The organism is Lactiplantibacillus fabifermentans DSM 21115, from assembly GCF_000498955.2.
GTDB classification, from domain to species: domain Bacteria; phylum Bacillota; class Bacilli; order Lactobacillales; family Lactobacillaceae; genus Lactiplantibacillus; species Lactiplantibacillus fabifermentans.
The window spans coordinates 1-15,495 of the sequence record NZ_AYGX02000095.1 but is presented as its reverse complement, the minus strand read 5'-3'; the positions used below and the strand labels follow the sequence as shown (position 1 = coordinate 15,495).

Below are 15,495 nucleotides of genomic sequence, written 5' to 3'. Positions count from 1 at the left end.
TCAGTGAATAATTCTAAGCATACCTTTAAGTATCAGCCAAATCTAGTGTCCAGCTTAATCGTTTGGTCGTGGACCTTATTAATCTTGATGGTTGGCATCATCATTTGGCTGGAAGTCATGAAATTTAAATGGCCATTTTTAGTATTAGGACTAGTCTTCATCGCGTTAGTCGCCGTCCAGATTACGATGCGGCGCGTCTCGATTGACCGTAATTTATTGATTTTTAGTACGGTGCTGAATCGGTCGTGGTTAGTCATTCCCCGCGATCAGCTTGAATTGATTGCGCCCATTCGTGGCGGGGTCAAGGTCCAAATCGATGGCAACGAGTATCAATTTTTAATGACTAAAAAGAGCCGGGATGCGTTAGTTGCGTTAGCTCAAGATGGCGAATAGCCGAACTTTATAAGTCAATCTTATTTTATTGTTCATATTTTTAAGAAAACAGGTATAATGAAAGTATCAAAAATAAAGGGGCGTCATTGATGAAGGATATTGAAATCGCACAACAAGTTACGCCAGCACCCATTACCGAAATTGCGGCCAAGGCCGGTTTAACCGCTGACCAGATCGACCAATACGGGAGTGCTAAGGCGAAATTAAAGTTACCATTACCCGTTAAAGACACGCAACGGAAACTAATTTTGGTGACCTCGATTAACCCGACACCAGCTGGTGAAGGTAAATCAACGGTGACGATTGGTCTCGGTGATGCGTTAACGAGTATCGGCAAGTCGACGATGATTGCGTTACGCGAACCTTCGTTAGGTCCCGTTATGGGGATGAAAGGTGGCGCGACCGGAGGCGGTTATTCCCAAGTTATCCCGATGGAAGATATTAACTTACATTTTACCGGTGATATGCACGCCTTGACCGCTGCTAACAACACCTTAGCTGCTTTAATCGATAATCATATCCAACAAGGTAACGCCCTTGGAATCGACCAACGGCGCATTCAATGGAAACGCGCTTTGGATATCAATGACCGGGCCTTGCGCCACACGATTATTGGTTTAGGGGGCCCAACTTCTGGGGTGCCCCGTGAAGATGGTTTTGACATTACGGTGGCCAGTGAATTAATGGCTATTTTATGTTTGTCAGAAAATATTGCTGATTTGAAGCAACGCATTAACCGGATTGTCATTGGTTATACGCATGACCGGCAACCGGTTACCGTGGCTGACTTGCAAGTTGGCGGCGCCATTGCGTTGTTACTCAAAGATGCGTTACGGCCCAACTTAGTCCAGACTTTGGCACACACGCCGGCGTTAGTTCATGGGGGGCCCTTTGCCAATATTGCCCATGGCTGTAACAGTGTGTTAGCCACGCAAGCTGGTTTGAACTTGGCCGATTATACGGTCACTGAAGCCGGTTTCGGTGCCGATCTTGGTGGCGAAAAGTTCATGGATATCAACGTGCCCGCCGTCGGTCAAGCACCGAACGCCGTCGTGATTGTTGCGACGATTCGGGCTTTGAAGATGCATGGTGGGATGGCGTTAGCTGACTTAGGCAATGAAGATGTCGCCGCCTTAGAAAAGGGTGCCGCTAACTTAGGCCACCATATTAAAGCGATGCAACAATACGGTGTGCCCGTTGTGGTGGCGATTAATCAGTTTACAGCAGATACTCCTGCCGAGATTCAAGCCGTCAAAGATTACTGTGCGGGCCTCGGCGTGACCGCGGTCTTAGCGGATGTTTGGGGTCAAGGTGGCGCGGGGGCGACTGAATTAGCGCACGCAGTTGTGAAATTAGCGGACCAACCTAGTGACTTTAAGCCACTCTATCAAAACGATGACGATGTCGAAACGAAAGTGATGGCAATCGTCAAAAAAACATATGGTGGCGCTAATGTTGAATATTCCGGCAAAGCCAAGCGTCAATTACGGACTTTTGCGAAGTATGGCTGGGATAAATTACCAGTCTGCATGGCCAAGACCCAATATTCATTGAGTGATAATCCTAAATTACTCGGTGCACCAACTGGTTTTACGATTAATGTTCGTGAATTCGTGCCGAAGCTTGGTGCGGGCTTCATCGTCGCTTTGACGGGGAACGTATTAACGATGCCGGGATTACCTAAACATCCAGCTGCCTTGGATATGGACATCAGTGATGATGGTAAGATTTCTGGGTTATTCTAAAAATTGAAAGTTTCAGTAAGGGTCGTCAGGAAACTGGCGACTTTTTTGTTACTTTCACCGCTGTTTTTAATAACTGGAAAGCGATATCATTATTATAATATTTATAAACGAGGGGTGCGATAAGATGTATCAAGCAGCAAATGAGCGTTATGACACGATGCAATATCGGCGCGTGGGTCACAGTGGGTTAAAACTATCAGCGATTGGCTTAGGCTTTTGGAATAATTTTGGGTCGGTCGATGCGCTGGCAACACAACGCGATATTGTGCGCCAAGCGTTTGACTTAGGGATTACGTATTTTGATTTGGCCAATAATTATGGGCCCGAACCTGGCAGTGCGGAACGTAACTTCGGCCAGTTGTTTGCCCAAGATTTTCGGCCGTATCGTGATGAACTCGTGATTGCTAGTAAGGCTGGCTTTGAAATGTGGCCCGGACCATATGGTGATTGGGGGTCACGTAAGAGTATTATCGCCAGTGCGGATCAGAGTTTGCGGCGAACGGGCTTAGATTATTTCGATATCTTTTATAGTCACCGTGCTGACCCTGATACGCCCGCCGAAGAGACCGCGCTAGCATTGGATCAGTTGGTTCACCAAGGCAAGGCCTTGTATGTGGGGATTTCTAATTATGATGCTGAACAAACGGCGGCGATTGCGGCGATTTTTAAAGACTTGCATACTCCGTTTATCGTTGAGCAGCCATGTTACAACATGTTTAATCGTAAACCAGAGACCGGTGTTTTTCCGGTCTTAGAAAAGTTGGGCAAAGGGGCCGTTAGTTATAGCTCACTAGCACAAGGCATGTTAACCAATAAGTATTTGCACGGAATTCCGGCCGATTCTCGCGCCCAAAAAGCGACGATTCCGTTCTTACATCCGGGAGTAGTTAAGCAAACTTTAACGACCATTGCGGCCTTAAATGACTTAGCAGCTACTCGAGGGCAAAGCTTGGCACAAATGGCTTTGGCCTGGAATTTACGGCAACCAGCCTTGGCGAGCGTACTCATTGGGGCGAGTCGGCCCGCACAAGTGATCGATAATGTGCAAGCCTTAGCTAACTTAGACTTTACGAGCACGGAGTTAGCGCAGATTGATGCGATTTTAGCGGCCCAACCGAAGATTGATTGGCAGGCCCAATAAGTAGTAACTTAGCAAAATCCGCCAATCTCCAAAGCCATTGCTACTGACTCACAACTGAATTGATTTTGTGATAAGCAAGCGTGTTCTTATTTTGATGTAATCGCGAAAGCCGTGATTAATTGTTATATCGGTGATATGGCTGAGCTCGGTCAGTTGATTGTAAAATAGGGTTGCCGTTAAAGTGTTTTTTCAAAGCTGTGTCAGTTTATATGGATAATCGTGAAAAGCTCAGTTAATCGCGATTCACTGATATTTGGAAAGACCCCGTTTGGATCACGTTGCGGCTACAAAAATAGTGAAAACTAAATGGGTGCCTGATGAAATTTCAACTTTGTCAGGCGCCTATTTTTTTGCTATGTCTCAGTCTTAGGTTTGAATGAAAGTTGTAATTTAGTGGAGGTCAGCAGTAATCGAACTGGTCCCCACACTGGCTGGAGTTACGGTCAGTTGGCAGTGGCAAGTATTAGTAACCAAAAGGATGTTTTTTGACGGTAAACGTTGGTTAAGGAACTTTTTGAGGAACCCGAGCTTACGATGGCGGGATTGTCTGGTATAATTAAACAAGTTTAGCGGATTGTGAGGAAGCTACTATGTGGATCTATTGGGTATTAATGTTTATCTTGGTCGTTGTTGACCAAATCATCAAATCAGCAATTGTGAGTCATATTGCTTTGGGGGCGACTACTACCGTCGTACCTGGACTGTTATCTTTAACGAATTTACATAATAGTGGTGCGGCTTGGAGCATTTTACAAGGTAAGTTGAGTTTCTTCTATTTAATCTCAGTCGTGGCGTTAGGCGTCATGGTATATTTGCTCTGGCGGCTGCGGGATAAACGGCTTTATGAATTCGGTATCGTGTTAATGATTGCTGGGACGCTCGGTAACTTTATCGACCGGATTCGAATTGGCTACGTGGTCGATATGTTCCAACTAGATTTTATTAATTTTCCAATTTTTAACTTTGCGGACGCTTGTTTGACCTTTGGCGTAATTTTAATTCTGATTGCGGTCTTAAAAGATGACTCGTTTGAAAAGTAGTGAAAGGATCGAGAACTTGGCAGGCACAACTAATGAACAACAGTATACAATTACGACTCAAAGCGGCCGTTTAGATAAAGTCTTAGCCGGCTTGCAAACCATCTGGACGCGCTCACAAGTCGATAAATTGATCAAAACTGACCAAGTCACGGTCAACGGCGTCCTTCAGCCGAGCAAATATAAAGTCAAGACGGACGATGTTATCGTGGTCGCGGCACAGACCGTCCAAGCCACGGAATTGGTGCCGGAAGACATCCCGTTAGATATCGTTTATGAAGACGATGACGTGATTGTGGTCAATAAGCCACAAGGGATGGTCGTGCATCCCGCACCGGGGCATCCCGACCACACGTTAGTCAACGCCTTGATGTTCCATAGTCCGTTGTCGACGATTAATGGCGAATTTCGCCCTGGAATCGTTCATCGAATTGATAAAGACACGTCGGGCCTACTAATGGTGGCCAAAAACGACCACGCGCACCGCTCACTAGCGGCGCAACTGAAAGCCAAAACTAATTTGCGTGAATATGTGGCTTTAGTGCATGGGGTTATTAAAGAAGAAACGGGCACCATTAATGCGCCATTAGGTCGGTCACCGAAAGATCGTAAAAAGCAGGCGATCGTCCGCGATGGGCGCCCCGCGGTGACCCATTTTAAAGTCTTGAAACGCTATCAACACTACACGTTGATCAGTTGTCGGTTAGAAACGGGCCGGACGCATCAAATTCGGGTACACTTGCAGTCAATCGGTCATCCATTAGTTGGCGACCCGTTATATGGTCCCAAAAAGACAATTAAAGGGAACGGCCAGTTTTTACACGCCCGTTTACTCGGATTTGAGCATCCCACCACGGGTGAAATGTTAACGTTTGAAGCGCCGTTGCCACCAATTTTTAAAGCGACCTTAGCGAAGCTTGACAAAACTGATTTGAATCATTAATCTAACAGTAATGAGAGTCCTTTAATCCGGCCCAGAGAGACTGAAAGGCATACTGTTAACAATAACTTTCGTCGACGGTCGTGACTATTTGTCCGACCGTCTTTCTTTGTAATGTTGGTGACTCAAAATTAATTTAGTAATACTTGGGAGGCAATCATGCAAAAAGAAGTTGTTGATTCCATGGCGATGAAACGTGCGCTTACACGGATTACGTATGAAATCATTGAGCAAAACAAGGGTATTCGCAATGTCGTCTTAGTGGGCATTAAGACGCGCGGGGTCTACATTGCCCAGCGGATTGCGGAACGGCTAGCCCAGTTAGAAGCGGCGACCATTCCGGTTGGCGAATTAGATATTACGGCCTTTCGCGACGACCAGCCGGAAATGGCTGACCAGGCGCCAACCGATTATCAGTTGACGTTTGACGTGGCCGGCAAGAAAGTTATCTTAGTCGATGATGTCTTATTTACTGGGCGGACGATTCGGGCTGCTCTAGATGCCTTGATGGGTGGTGGCCGCCCGCAAAGTATTTCTTTAGCGGTGTTAGTTGACCGTGGTCATCGCGAATTACCGATTCGGGCCGACTTTATTGGGAAAAACATCCCGACGGCGCGCCAAGAACGTATTAAAGTTTCCGTGACTGAAGTTGATGGTCACGACGGGATTGAAATTATTAATTAGCTTTTATTTTAAAAAGATGAGAAGGGATCGAGATGGCAGACCGCTATTTGATTCTTGAAGACGGCAGTGCCTACTTGGGTGAAGGCTTTGGCTCGCCAGCGGTTTCAACGGGTGAAATCGTGTTTAATACGAGCATGACGGGTTATCAAGAAATCATTACGAATCAAATTTATCATAATCAAATTATCGCCTTTACCCAACCGACGATTGGTAGTTATGGCATTAATCACGATAGCTATGAATCCATCTTACCCACGGTCAAAGGTGTCGTCGTGCGCGATGTGGCTAGTATTTCGACCAATCGTCAGCGTCGTTGGTCACTGGACCAATATTTAAAACAACAAAACATTCCGGGTATCAGTCATATTGATACGCGGCATCTAGCCAAACAATTGCGCGCGAGTGGTCCCATGAAAGCCAGTATCGTCGATGTGGCCGATGCGCATGCGTTTGACCAACTCGGTGCGACCGTTTTAACCAATCAACAGGTCGCCGCGGTGGCCACGCCCAAGCCTTTTCCAAATCCTGGCACTGGCTTGAATGTGGTCGTGGTTGACTTTGGCCTGAAACACGGTATTTTACGCGAGTTAAGTAAACGAGCTTGCAACGTCACCGTTTTACCTTATACGGCGACGACCGAAGAAATTATTAATTTAGACCCAGATGGCGTGATTTTATCGACCGGTCCCGGCAAACCCCAAGATTTGCCGGACAGTGTCTTGACGATGATTCAAAACATCCAAAGCCGAGTGCCATTATTTGCAATCGGCTTAGGTCATGAATTATTTGCAATGGCCAATGGCGCTAAAATCATGAAATTATCACCGGAACACCACGGGGCTAATCACCCGATTCGTGAAGTCATCACGAATCAGATTATTTATGCGTCACAAGGCCAAGGCTTCGCCGTTGATCCGGAAACGGTTGACCGTAATAAATTAATTACCACATTTGTCGATTTGATTGATGGCACCATTCAAGGGTTACGTTATCGTGACTTTCCGGCGTTTTCAGTGCAATTCTTCCCAGATGGTGCCCCCGGTCCAACCAAGGTCCGCGACGTCTTCGATGAGTTCGTGGAATCGATGCAACAAGCAAGGGGGCCAGTCTGGTGAACAATCAAAACTTACAAAAGGTCCTGATTATTGGGGCTGGTCATAATGATATCGGTCGTGAAGGTCAACACGATGCGGCAGTGACCCAAATTGGGGCTGCGATTCGCAAGTTAGGCATTGCGGTGATTTTAGTCGATAACAATGCGTTTTCGATTGCGGCTGAAAATAACTTCGCGGATAAGGTTTATATGGAACCATTAACGGTCGCTTCCTTAAGTAAAATTATCGAAGCCGAACAACCCGATGGTCTGATTCCGACGCTTGGTGGCATTCAAGGGGTTAACTTGATTCAAGCCTTGATTCGCGATAACGTGTTAAAAAATAATCAAGTACGCTTATTACAGTGGGATCAAGATTTGATTGATTTAATTGTTAATCCGGCGTTAATGAGCAATCGCCTTAAAGATTTAGGGGAACCAGTCATTGCCTCACAAGTCGTGGCCAGTGAGGTCGAAGCGCGCGCCGTGGTGCAAAAAGTGGGTTATCCCGTGATTGTCAAATCAGTCGCGCCCCGGATTGAGGCGAGTCGGCAATTATGTGAGGATGATGACGATTTAGCGCGTGCACTGGCGACTGGCTTTAAGGTGTCAGGGACCAAGCAATGTATCGTTGAGCAGAGTATCGGCGGTTATAAGGAACTTGAGTTTGTCGGAATGCGTGATGCCAAAGACACAGCATTGCTCATTGGTGGCATGGAAAATTTTGACCCAGTCGGGATTCACTCGGCAGATTCCATTGTTTTTGCGCCCACCCAAACGATTACCGACCAAGAATATCAACAATTCCGTGCCGCCACGCTCAAGATTATGCGGGCGTTGCACATTATTGGGACGTGCCATGTTCAGTTTGCCTTGGACCAACACACCCAACAATATTTTGTCATTAAAGTGACGCCGTACTTTGACCGGACGATGGCGTTGTCAGCGCGTGCGACCGGGTATCCGATTGCGCGGGTGGTTGCCAGCTTGACAGTCGGTATTAGTTTAGCGGAAGTTAAGTTGCCAAGTACGTATCGGAAGCAAACGGCACTGATTGAACCGGCTTTGGACCATATTGTGTGCCGGATTCCGGTCTGGCCCTTCAACGTTTTAAAGAAGGTCAGCCATCAATTGGATACGGTGACGGAATCAACTGGCTCCGTCATTGGCGTCGGCCGTTCGACCGAAGAAGCGCTTTTAAAAGGGATGCGTGCGACTGACGAATCGCGTTATCACGTCATTGCCAACCAGCCGCAAGCGTACTCGGAAGGTGAATTGATTCAACGGTTAATTCACCCGCAAGCTGGGCGAATGTTAGTTTTATTGGAAGCCTTGAATCGGGGGTATCAAATCGATGAATTGGCCGAATTAACTAAAATTGACGCGTTCTATTTTTATAAATTAAGTCATATTATTGAGATTGAAAAGGCCTTGTGGGCCCATCCCTTTGACGTACATGCGTTAGGGCGGGCGAAATACTTCGGCTTTACGGATGAAGATGCTGCCGATGCTTGGCACACCACGGCTAGTAAGGTGAATCACTTCGCGTTAGAAAATGAAATCCAAGCGACGTTCAAAGAAGTTGAGCCAACTGCGGGTGAATTTACCGAGCAAACAAATACGTACTATTCGACGTATGAATTTGATAACGAAAGTCACCAGTTGGCCGGCCGCCGGGCAGTCGTGATTGGGACGGGGGCCAACCGGATTGGGACCAATCATGGGAATGATTATTTGGTCTCGCAACTGTTGTTCTATTTGAAAAAAGCGGATTATCAACCAATTCTCATCAATGCCAATCCCAACAGTGTCGCGATGACGCCGCAACTCGCGGCTAAGCGCTATATTGAACCTAAGCAAGTTTCCGATATCTTGAATATTTTGGCGATTGAAAAGCCGGAAGTCATCTTTACGACGTATCATGATTATCGTTTGGGCCAACAATTGTCGGCTCTCGGTTATCAAGTGGTCCAGATCAACAACGGCTTGCCACGTGAACAAATTAAGACCAACGATTCACCCGCTGTCGAAGTAATCTCTGACGGAACGGATGTGCAGATCTTCGGAATTAGTGAAATCATTGCTGGTAATAACTTACGCACGAGCGTTCGCGGTTCGATTTCAGTCTTTCCAATTCAAGATAAGGCCGAAAATCAAGCGATTGCGGCGTTAAGTTCGGAAATCAAACAACGCGTCTTGGCGTTTGGGGTGCCGGGACTGTATACGGTTCGGTTGACGATTGTCGATGCCGCCTTGCATTTGGCAACGATTGAACCAATGAGCTTAGCGACGATGGCCTTAATTAGCAAAGCGAGTGGGTCAAGCGTGACGCGACTCTTGTTACACGTTAAGCTTGGCGAACCATTGAGTAAAGTGATGTATGATTATCCTGATATTTCAAAATTAAAACCTATTTTTGTACAAGCCAACACCTTCCCGTATAATCAATTACAAATTTACGATGAAGATGAAGTCACCGGCGAACCGGGTCATGCGACTGGGACCGTGATTGCCCATGGCGACACGCTACGAGATGCCTTGAAGGCGTTGAATGCCGGCAACGAAGATACGGACTTTTAGATATGAAGCAATTTGTTTCCGATTATTACGGAGATGAATTGCTTTTTTTGTTGAATTATTTTGTCGTTGTAATTGGTTGAGTCCACCGATATACTGCATATGTGAACAATTCAGTTGTGTACAAAACATTAGCTTGATGGGGAGATGACGATGCACAGAAAAATTTTGGGAAGCCTAGTACTAGTACTTACTATCTTGACAAGCACACCATTGGTGGCGAACGCTGCTGATACAGTGCCCGAAGGAATAAACTTAGAATCAGTATTTGATGCCAGTTTTACGACATTTGAAGACCAGCAAAAGAATGCCGCGCACGTGCCAGCGGGAAGTCCTAATATGGTCGAGATTACCAACGACAAATCCCAAGTCGGGGCGATTTGGTCCAATGAACAGCATAAATTTAAATTACATGAAGAGAAACATGTTTCAATGTGGATTTATTTTGGCAAAAAAACTAATTATGCCGGCGATGGGATCGCATTCGTATTACATAACGATTCTAATAAAACACGCGCGATTGCGAAAGATGTGCGGAATAATAACGGTCAGTCGTTAGGTGTTTGGGGTAAGAATAGTGCTAATAGTTCTCAAGAAGTGGCCAAGAATGCCATTCAAAATAGTTGGGCGTTAGAGTTTGACACTTATCGAAATGATACCTTATCAGATGGTAGCGGACTCGATTTGAAGGTTCCTAAGGGACAGAGTCATGTTTATGCTGGATTCCCGGGTAAGCCAGAAACTTATTTGCCAATCCCCAAAAAAAGCAAGACTTATTATCTTGCAAATAATGAACATGCCAAGCCGATTTCTAATTTAGTTGATGGTCAATGGCATCATTTATCATTAGATTGGTATCCGCCAGTTGCTAACAGCAATCAGGGAACGATGCATTATAAATTTAATGACAAAATTTATCGTGGGGCTGATTCCGCTGCAGGCAATATTGCTGAAGATACCGTCAAGATTAACTTGGATGAAACTTTTGGGTCCGATGTCCAAGAAGTTTATTGGGGTTTTACTGGTTCCACGGGCAATAATGCAGAAATCGCGCGGGTCGTGTTTGAGAGTGTCCCAGATTTGGTCAACCTAAAATCGACACAGCAGGTCGTCAATTTGACCACGCAACAGGTGTTAGCATCAACCGCCGATGGTTCAATACCGGCAAGTAACCACGTTAACGTCAATGACAAGTTGGAATACACCTTTGCCAGCGAACATGAAGGTGGTCAAGCGTGGAAAAATGTTCATCTGACGTTACCACCGATTGACAATTTAGTTGTTAGCAAGGTTGAAGTGTATCAATATCCAAAAGATACCCAAAATGTGGTGCCAAAGAAAAGTTGGCACAGCTGGCCTAGCAATCAAACGATAATATCAGAATTGGTAAAAACAGGGGAACATTTGGAAGTTAAAGTGACCGGGGAAGTCAAAAAGCCCACTGCTACAAACGCTCAAGTAAAAGTGGTGCAAAAGCAGCCCGTTATTTTTAACGCGCCCAATGGTCAAATCAAATTTGAGGTGCCACCGACTGCGTTAATCGATAATAAACGTTATGCTTACGGTTTCTGGCCGAATAAAAAAAACCATGCCATTAATCGCATTGACGAGAATGATGATATTACTGTTAAAACGACGATCACGTACGCCGGTTCGGTCGATACTCGGGCCTTCAATCAAATTGTGATGGTGGGTGAGGATGACCGAGAAATCTGTCGATTTAAAAATGCGGATAAAAAGGGAGCTAGTCCCGCCGAGCTGTATTTTTTGATGGGCGATGACCATGATAACGTGAATAGCAAGTCGCTTGAATTTACAATTCCGTATCAAGATTATCACGAAAAACTGGCCAATCTTTTTAGGGTAGGAAAGCATCCTTTGGCGTTTTACGTGGCTGATAAAAATAACAGGCAAGTTAGTAATTATATATACTTGGATTTAACGATTCAAGGTCAGCTTAAATTGGTGGTGTCGCCGCAAATGGTTTTCGAGTCAATTACGTTGACCGGTCAAGACCGGGAGCTCGCACCTCAAGAAAAATCAGGTTGGTATTTAAAAATTCTAAACCATGGAAAACAAGATTGGAACCTACAAGCAGACGTTGAGCAGCTAAAGCCGCAAGGAAATTCAAGTGCGAAAGAATCAGTCGGTGAATTGTATTTTCAAGGGGTCGCCGGTGAGCCGATTGCTAGCTCAAATAATACCAAAATGAACAAAAATTTAGAACACGATATCGGTAGCCAACTAAAAGGAAAGCTCAGGTTAAAAATCTTTGGTAGCGCCCCTGCTGGTGAATATAGCGCAAAAATCATCTGGACATTGAAAAGCACACCGGCTTAGCTGTGACAACGCTTTCAAAAAGGCTTATACTGTCATTATAGTGACTTTCAACAGACAAGGGGTTAGTACATATGACAAAAACTTTATATTTAATGCGCCATGGTCAAACACTTTTTAATCAACTTAAACGTATCCAAGGTTCTTCAGATTCGCCACTGACAGACAAAGGTATCGCGGATGCGCGCCAGGTTGGGGCCTATTTTAAAGAAAACGAGATTCACTTTGATCATGCTTATTGTTCAACCCAAGAACGTGCTAGTGATACCTTAGAACTCATTACCAACCAACCATATGAACGGCTAAAAGGCATTAAAGAATGGGGCTTTGGCGTCTTTGAAGGCGAAAGTGAAGTTTTAAATCCCAAGATTGACCCAGTGCGCCAATCGCATGGTGAATTTTTCGTGCAATACGGTGGTGAAAGTGACGTCCAAGTACAAGCACGGATGGTTAGGACGCTCACTGCAATTATGGACCGACCAGATAATCAACAAGTCTTAGCGGTCAGCCATGGTGGCGCGACCTTTATGTTTTTACGCAAATGGTTATCCATGGACGAAATCAAGCGGCAAAAGATTGTCTTAGATAACTGTGCCGTTTTGAAGTTTACTTATGAAGATGGTAAATTCACTTTCCAAAGCATCCGCAACTTGCCAACTAATTAAAAAATCGTAGCTACGGTGGCTACGATTTTTTGCTATCAGGATTTAGTTGGGCTTGTAAAGTGGTTAAAAAGTGGCTGGCAACGGGTGATAATGGTCGTTTTCTTGGCCAGATTAACCCCAGTTTCGTGGTCATTGTTGGCGACAACGGCCGAAAACAGAGTTCGCTATCACCACTCGTGTTAATCAGCCCCGCGATGCCAATGACATAACCGAGACCGGCCTGTGCTAATAGTGAGGCATTATAAATCAGATTATAAGTGGCGACGACTTGTTGATCCGTTAATTGCTGGTTTGACCAGCGGCGTAAACGTTCGATGGCGGTGGTTTGTTGTGAAAAGATTAATGGTTTCCCTAGCAAGTCAGTGGGAGTAATGACCGTGTTTTTTGCCAGTGGGTCACTACTCCTTAGTAGCACGCCCCAACGGTCCAGGCTAGGTAGCGCGAGACTGTCATAGCTACTATTGAGTTGCGGGTCGGTAATTAAGCCGAAGTCTAAAATGCCGTTATCGAGTTTGGTGAAGACATCTTGGGAAGCCCCACTAAACAACTTTAGCTGTACTCCGGGATGGGCACGATGTAAGGTCTCAAACGCGGTGACTAATGGTTGCATCCCGCGCGTTTCACCGGCCCCGATATATAACTTACCACTCAAAACTTGTTGCTGGGTCATGTTGGCCACCGTTTTGTCCGCCAGGGTCAGTAATTCTTCAGCGTGGTTGACTAAGTAATGACCACCGGGCGTCAAGGTGAGTTGCCGATTGGCGCGATTGAACAAAGGTTGGCCAAGTTCAGTTTCTAACGTTTGAACTTGCCGTGATAAAGCCGGCTGGGAAATGTTCAACTGCGCCGCTGCCCGGGTCATGTTGCCGAGCTTAGCAATAACGACAAAGTGGCGTAAGGTTTCTAGTTCCATCCAATCAGCTCCTAATATGCGTTTTAGTTATGTATCGTGATAGATAATTGATATTTCACATTAATCATTAAACAATCTATACTAATTGTCAAACATGACCATCAAAGGAGTAATTTAAATATGACTATTTTTGAAAAAGCGTTAGCTGGAGAAATGTTAGACCGACAAACCGATCCGCGGGTCGCTGAAATTGATGCTGTCCAACAGCAAACCGCACAAGCACTAACTAAATTAAATCAACAAGGTGCTGACCCGGCAGCCGTGCATACCGCGCTCAGCCAAATTACCGGGCATCATATCCCGGACTCGACGACGATTTCATTGCCGTTTGGGAGTGACTTTGGCCACCATATTTGGATTGGTGAACGAGTCTTTATAAACCGTAACTGTACGATGGTCGATGTCGGTGGTATTGAGATTCAAGATGATGTCTTGATTGGCCCGAATGTGCAATTATTGAGTGTCAATCATCCGCTAGATAAAACACCGGCGCTCCGTCATCGTTTTTATGGGCAACGTGTCGTCATCCAGCGCAATGCTTGGCTCGGGGCCGGGGTAACGATTTTGCCCGGCGTGACGGTGGGGGAAAATGCCGTGGTGGCAGCTGGTGCGGTAGTCACGCATGATGTTGCTCCTAATACGATTGTGGGTGGTGTGCCAGCTAAATTTATTAAAGCAATTCCAGATTAGCGATATACTTTGATAAATTAAAGTTATGTAAACCAAGAAGCGTATTTGGGCTGGTCAGTGAAAATGTTACTTGAATTTGTTCCTAATAATAGTAGACTTATAGTTAATTAATACAAGTAGTTAACTGTCTTACTACTTGAAAGGAATGACAGGGCCTATGACAACGGTTATCTCTTGGCAACAAACGGTTAGCAACTTTACTAACATTTATAATTTAAACCAAGCACACCAACAAGTCGTGCAAATTAAACAAGGTTTGACGACTAATAAAGTCCGTTTCAGTATTGCTAATGATTTTGGTAATGAGGCACTAATCATTGAACGGCTAACGGTGCAAATATTTGGGCAAGACTTAGTGACAGTCGTGCCGATTGCCGGAAATGCTCATTTCGGGATTCCCGCGCACCAGCGGGTCTGGAGCGACTGGGTCACCTTAGCGATTCATGCGGGTGACTGGTTGACGCTTAGACTGGAGTCCCAAGCGGATAGTCCGCAATCGCTCATGTAGACTAAAGACCAATCCATGATCAAGTTAGTCGATGAGCGCACGGAACGGTTCTTTGGGGTTAACGCAATTGAAATCAAACGCGACTTACCAGCCAAACAACTCCTGTTTTTTGGTGATTCACTCACGAATCAGGGGTATTACTCGGCAGCGTTGTCGGACTTATGGCAAACTAAATTTCCTGACCGGTGGGGACTAATCAATGCCGGCGTGTCAGGCAATCGCTTATTGCGGGATGCCAACACTAATTCGGTATGGGGGTCGAGTTTTGGTCCGGCGGGTGTCGGCCGGTTAGCACGTATTTTGGCACAACAACCGGTGGATGCGTTGATTTTTATGGAAGGGCTCAATGACCTCTTACATCCGGGTACCACGGCCCCGGCGGCGGAATTACCGACCGCCACCGCCTTAATTGATGGTTTACGCAAAGTGGAATCATTAGCGGCGGATGCCGGCGTCCCGCTGTTACGTTTGACGATTACGCCGTTTAAAACGGCCGTGGTTGATGGCCGTGATGCGTGGACGCCGCAAAAAGAACGGTTGCGGCAAATGGTCAATGATTATTTGAAGGGCTTTAGTACGACGATTGACTTGGCTGGTTATGTGGCTGATCCGCAAGATTCCGCGGTATTAGCGACCCCCTTTGACTGTGGCGACCATATTCATTTTTCGGCTGAAGGTGGGCAACGCATCGCGGAATTTATTGCCGGCCAGTTGTGGTAAGGTAGATTGTAAAATTAATCCGAACGCTGTTCGGACAAAAAAGATCAGCTTC

14 protein-coding genes are annotated in these 15,495 nt (G+C 45.7%); 13 read left to right on the top strand and 1 reads right to left on the bottom strand.

Annotated elements, in window-relative coordinates:
* Positions 1–3 precede the first annotated feature (3 nt).
* The 10 genes from DY78_RS08895 to DY78_RS08850 all read left to right on the top strand — a co-directional run bounded on the left by DY78_RS08895 (position 4) and on the right by DY78_RS08850 (position 12,612).
* Positions 4–393 carry an EbsA family protein gene (locus DY78_RS08895; RefSeq protein ID WP_024624983.1) on the top strand — a complete coding sequence of 130 codons (390 nt, stop codon included), beginning with the start codon at positions 4–6 and terminating at the stop codon, positions 391–393.
* A gap of 89 nt (positions 394–482) precedes the next feature.
* Entirely contained in the window at positions 483–2,138 is a 1,656-nt protein-coding gene (locus DY78_RS08890; protein ID WP_024624984.1) for a formate--tetrahydrofolate ligase, read from the top strand.
* Between the two features lie 124 nt (positions 2,139–2,262).
* The gene (locus tag DY78_RS08885) at positions 2,263–3,279 is read left to right on the top strand and encodes an aldo/keto reductase (protein ID WP_024624985.1); all 1,017 of its coding nucleotides are present in this window, start codon (positions 2,263–2,265) and stop codon (positions 3,277–3,279) included.
* A gap of 590 nt (positions 3,280–3,869) precedes the next feature.
* Positions 3,870–4,319: a signal peptidase II gene (gene lspA, locus DY78_RS08880; RefSeq protein ID WP_024624986.1), complete on the top strand. Its 450-nt coding sequence runs from the start codon at positions 3,870–3,872 to the stop codon at positions 4,317–4,319.
* A 16-nt stretch (positions 4,320–4,335) separates the two neighbouring features.
* Entirely contained in the window at positions 4,336–5,259 is a 924-nt protein-coding gene (locus DY78_RS08875; RefSeq protein ID WP_024624987.1) for an RluA family pseudouridine synthase, read from the top strand.
* Positions 5,260–5,415: 156 nt separating this feature from the next.
* Positions 5,416–5,940: a bifunctional pyr operon transcriptional regulator/uracil phosphoribosyltransferase PyrR gene (gene pyrR, locus DY78_RS08870; RefSeq protein WP_024624988.1), complete on the top strand. Its 525-nt coding sequence runs from the start codon at positions 5,416–5,418 to the stop codon at positions 5,938–5,940.
* A gap of 32 nt (positions 5,941–5,972) precedes the next feature.
* Positions 5,973–7,055 (top strand): carbamoyl phosphate synthase small subunit, encoded by a 1,083-nt coding sequence (locus DY78_RS08865; protein ID WP_024624989.1) that lies wholly within the window; start codon positions 5,973–5,975, stop codon positions 7,053–7,055.
* The gene (locus DY78_RS08860; protein WP_024624990.1) at positions 7,052–9,613 is read left to right on the top strand and encodes an ATP-binding protein; all 2,562 of its coding nucleotides are present in this window, start codon (positions 7,052–7,054) and stop codon (positions 9,611–9,613) included. Before DY78_RS08865 ends, DY78_RS08860 begins: the two co-directional genes overlap by 4 nt.
* A 150-nt stretch (positions 9,614–9,763) precedes the next feature.
* The gene (locus DY78_RS08855) at positions 9,764–11,950 is read left to right on the top strand and encodes a lectin-like domain-containing protein (RefSeq protein WP_156404114.1); all 2,187 of its coding nucleotides are present in this window, start codon (positions 9,764–9,766) and stop codon (positions 11,948–11,950) included.
* Positions 11,951–12,021: 71 nt separating this feature from the next.
* Positions 12,022–12,612: a histidine phosphatase family protein gene (locus DY78_RS08850; RefSeq protein ID WP_024624992.1), complete on the top strand. Its 591-nt coding sequence runs from the start codon at positions 12,022–12,024 to the stop codon at positions 12,610–12,612.
* A gap of 19 nt (positions 12,613–12,631) precedes the next feature.
* Here the strand turns inward: DY78_RS08850 and DY78_RS08845 are convergent, their stop codons facing one another.
* Positions 12,632–13,525 carry a LysR family transcriptional regulator gene (locus DY78_RS08845; RefSeq protein ID WP_024624993.1) on the bottom strand — a complete coding sequence of 298 codons (894 nt, stop codon included), beginning with the start codon at positions 13,523–13,525 and terminating at the stop codon, positions 12,632–12,634.
* Between the two features lie 120 nt (positions 13,526–13,645).
* Between DY78_RS08845 and DY78_RS08840 the strand changes: the two genes are divergently transcribed.
* The 3 genes from DY78_RS08840 (at position 13,646) to DY78_RS08830 (ending at position 15,443) form a co-directional block, all read left to right on the top strand.
* Positions 13,646–14,215 carry a DapH/DapD/GlmU-related protein gene (locus DY78_RS08840; RefSeq protein WP_024624994.1) on the top strand — a complete coding sequence of 190 codons (570 nt, stop codon included), beginning with the start codon at positions 13,646–13,648 and terminating at the stop codon, positions 14,213–14,215.
* Between the two features lie 157 nt (positions 14,216–14,372).
* Complete coding sequence (locus DY78_RS08835; protein WP_024624995.1) at positions 14,373–14,723, top strand: hypothetical protein; 351 nt, start codon at positions 14,373–14,375, stop codon at positions 14,721–14,723.
* A gap of 15 nt (positions 14,724–14,738) precedes the next feature.
* Positions 14,739–15,443 carry a GDSL-type esterase/lipase family protein gene (locus DY78_RS08830; RefSeq protein WP_024624996.1) on the top strand — a complete coding sequence of 235 codons (705 nt, stop codon included), beginning with the start codon at positions 14,739–14,741 and terminating at the stop codon, positions 15,441–15,443.
* Positions 15,444–15,495: the final 52 nt, after the last annotated feature.

Coding starts and splice junctions, on each gene's coding strand:
- DY78_RS08885 (WP_024624985.1), top strand. CDS start 2,263: ATGTATCAAGCAGCAAATGAGCGTTATGACACGATGCAATATCGGCGC.
- DY78_RS08890 (WP_024624984.1), top strand. CDS start 483: ATGAAGGATATTGAAATCGCACAACAAGTTACGCCAGCACCCATTACC.
- DY78_RS08840 (WP_024624994.1), top strand. CDS start 13,646: ATGACTATTTTTGAAAAAGCGTTAGCTGGAGAAATGTTAGACCGACAA.
- lspA (WP_024624986.1), top strand. CDS start 3,870: ATGTGGATCTATTGGGTATTAATGTTTATCTTGGTCGTTGTTGACCAA.
- DY78_RS08850 (WP_024624992.1), top strand. CDS start 12,022: ATGACAAAAACTTTATATTTAATGCGCCATGGTCAAACACTTTTTAAT.
- DY78_RS08855 (WP_156404114.1), top strand. CDS start 9,764: ATGCACAGAAAAATTTTGGGAAGCCTAGTACTAGTACTTACTATCTTG.
- DY78_RS08865 (WP_024624989.1), top strand. CDS start 5,973: ATGGCAGACCGCTATTTGATTCTTGAAGACGGCAGTGCCTACTTGGGT.
- DY78_RS08845 (WP_024624993.1), bottom strand. CDS start 13,525: ATGGAACTAGAAACCTTACGCCACTTTGTCGTTATTGCTAAGCTCGGC.
- DY78_RS08830 (WP_024624996.1), top strand. CDS start 14,739: ATGATCAAGTTAGTCGATGAGCGCACGGAACGGTTCTTTGGGGTTAAC.
- pyrR (WP_024624988.1), top strand. CDS start 5,416: ATGCAAAAAGAAGTTGTTGATTCCATGGCGATGAAACGTGCGCTTACA.
- DY78_RS08835 (WP_024624995.1), top strand. CDS start 14,373: ATGACAACGGTTATCTCTTGGCAACAAACGGTTAGCAACTTTACTAAC.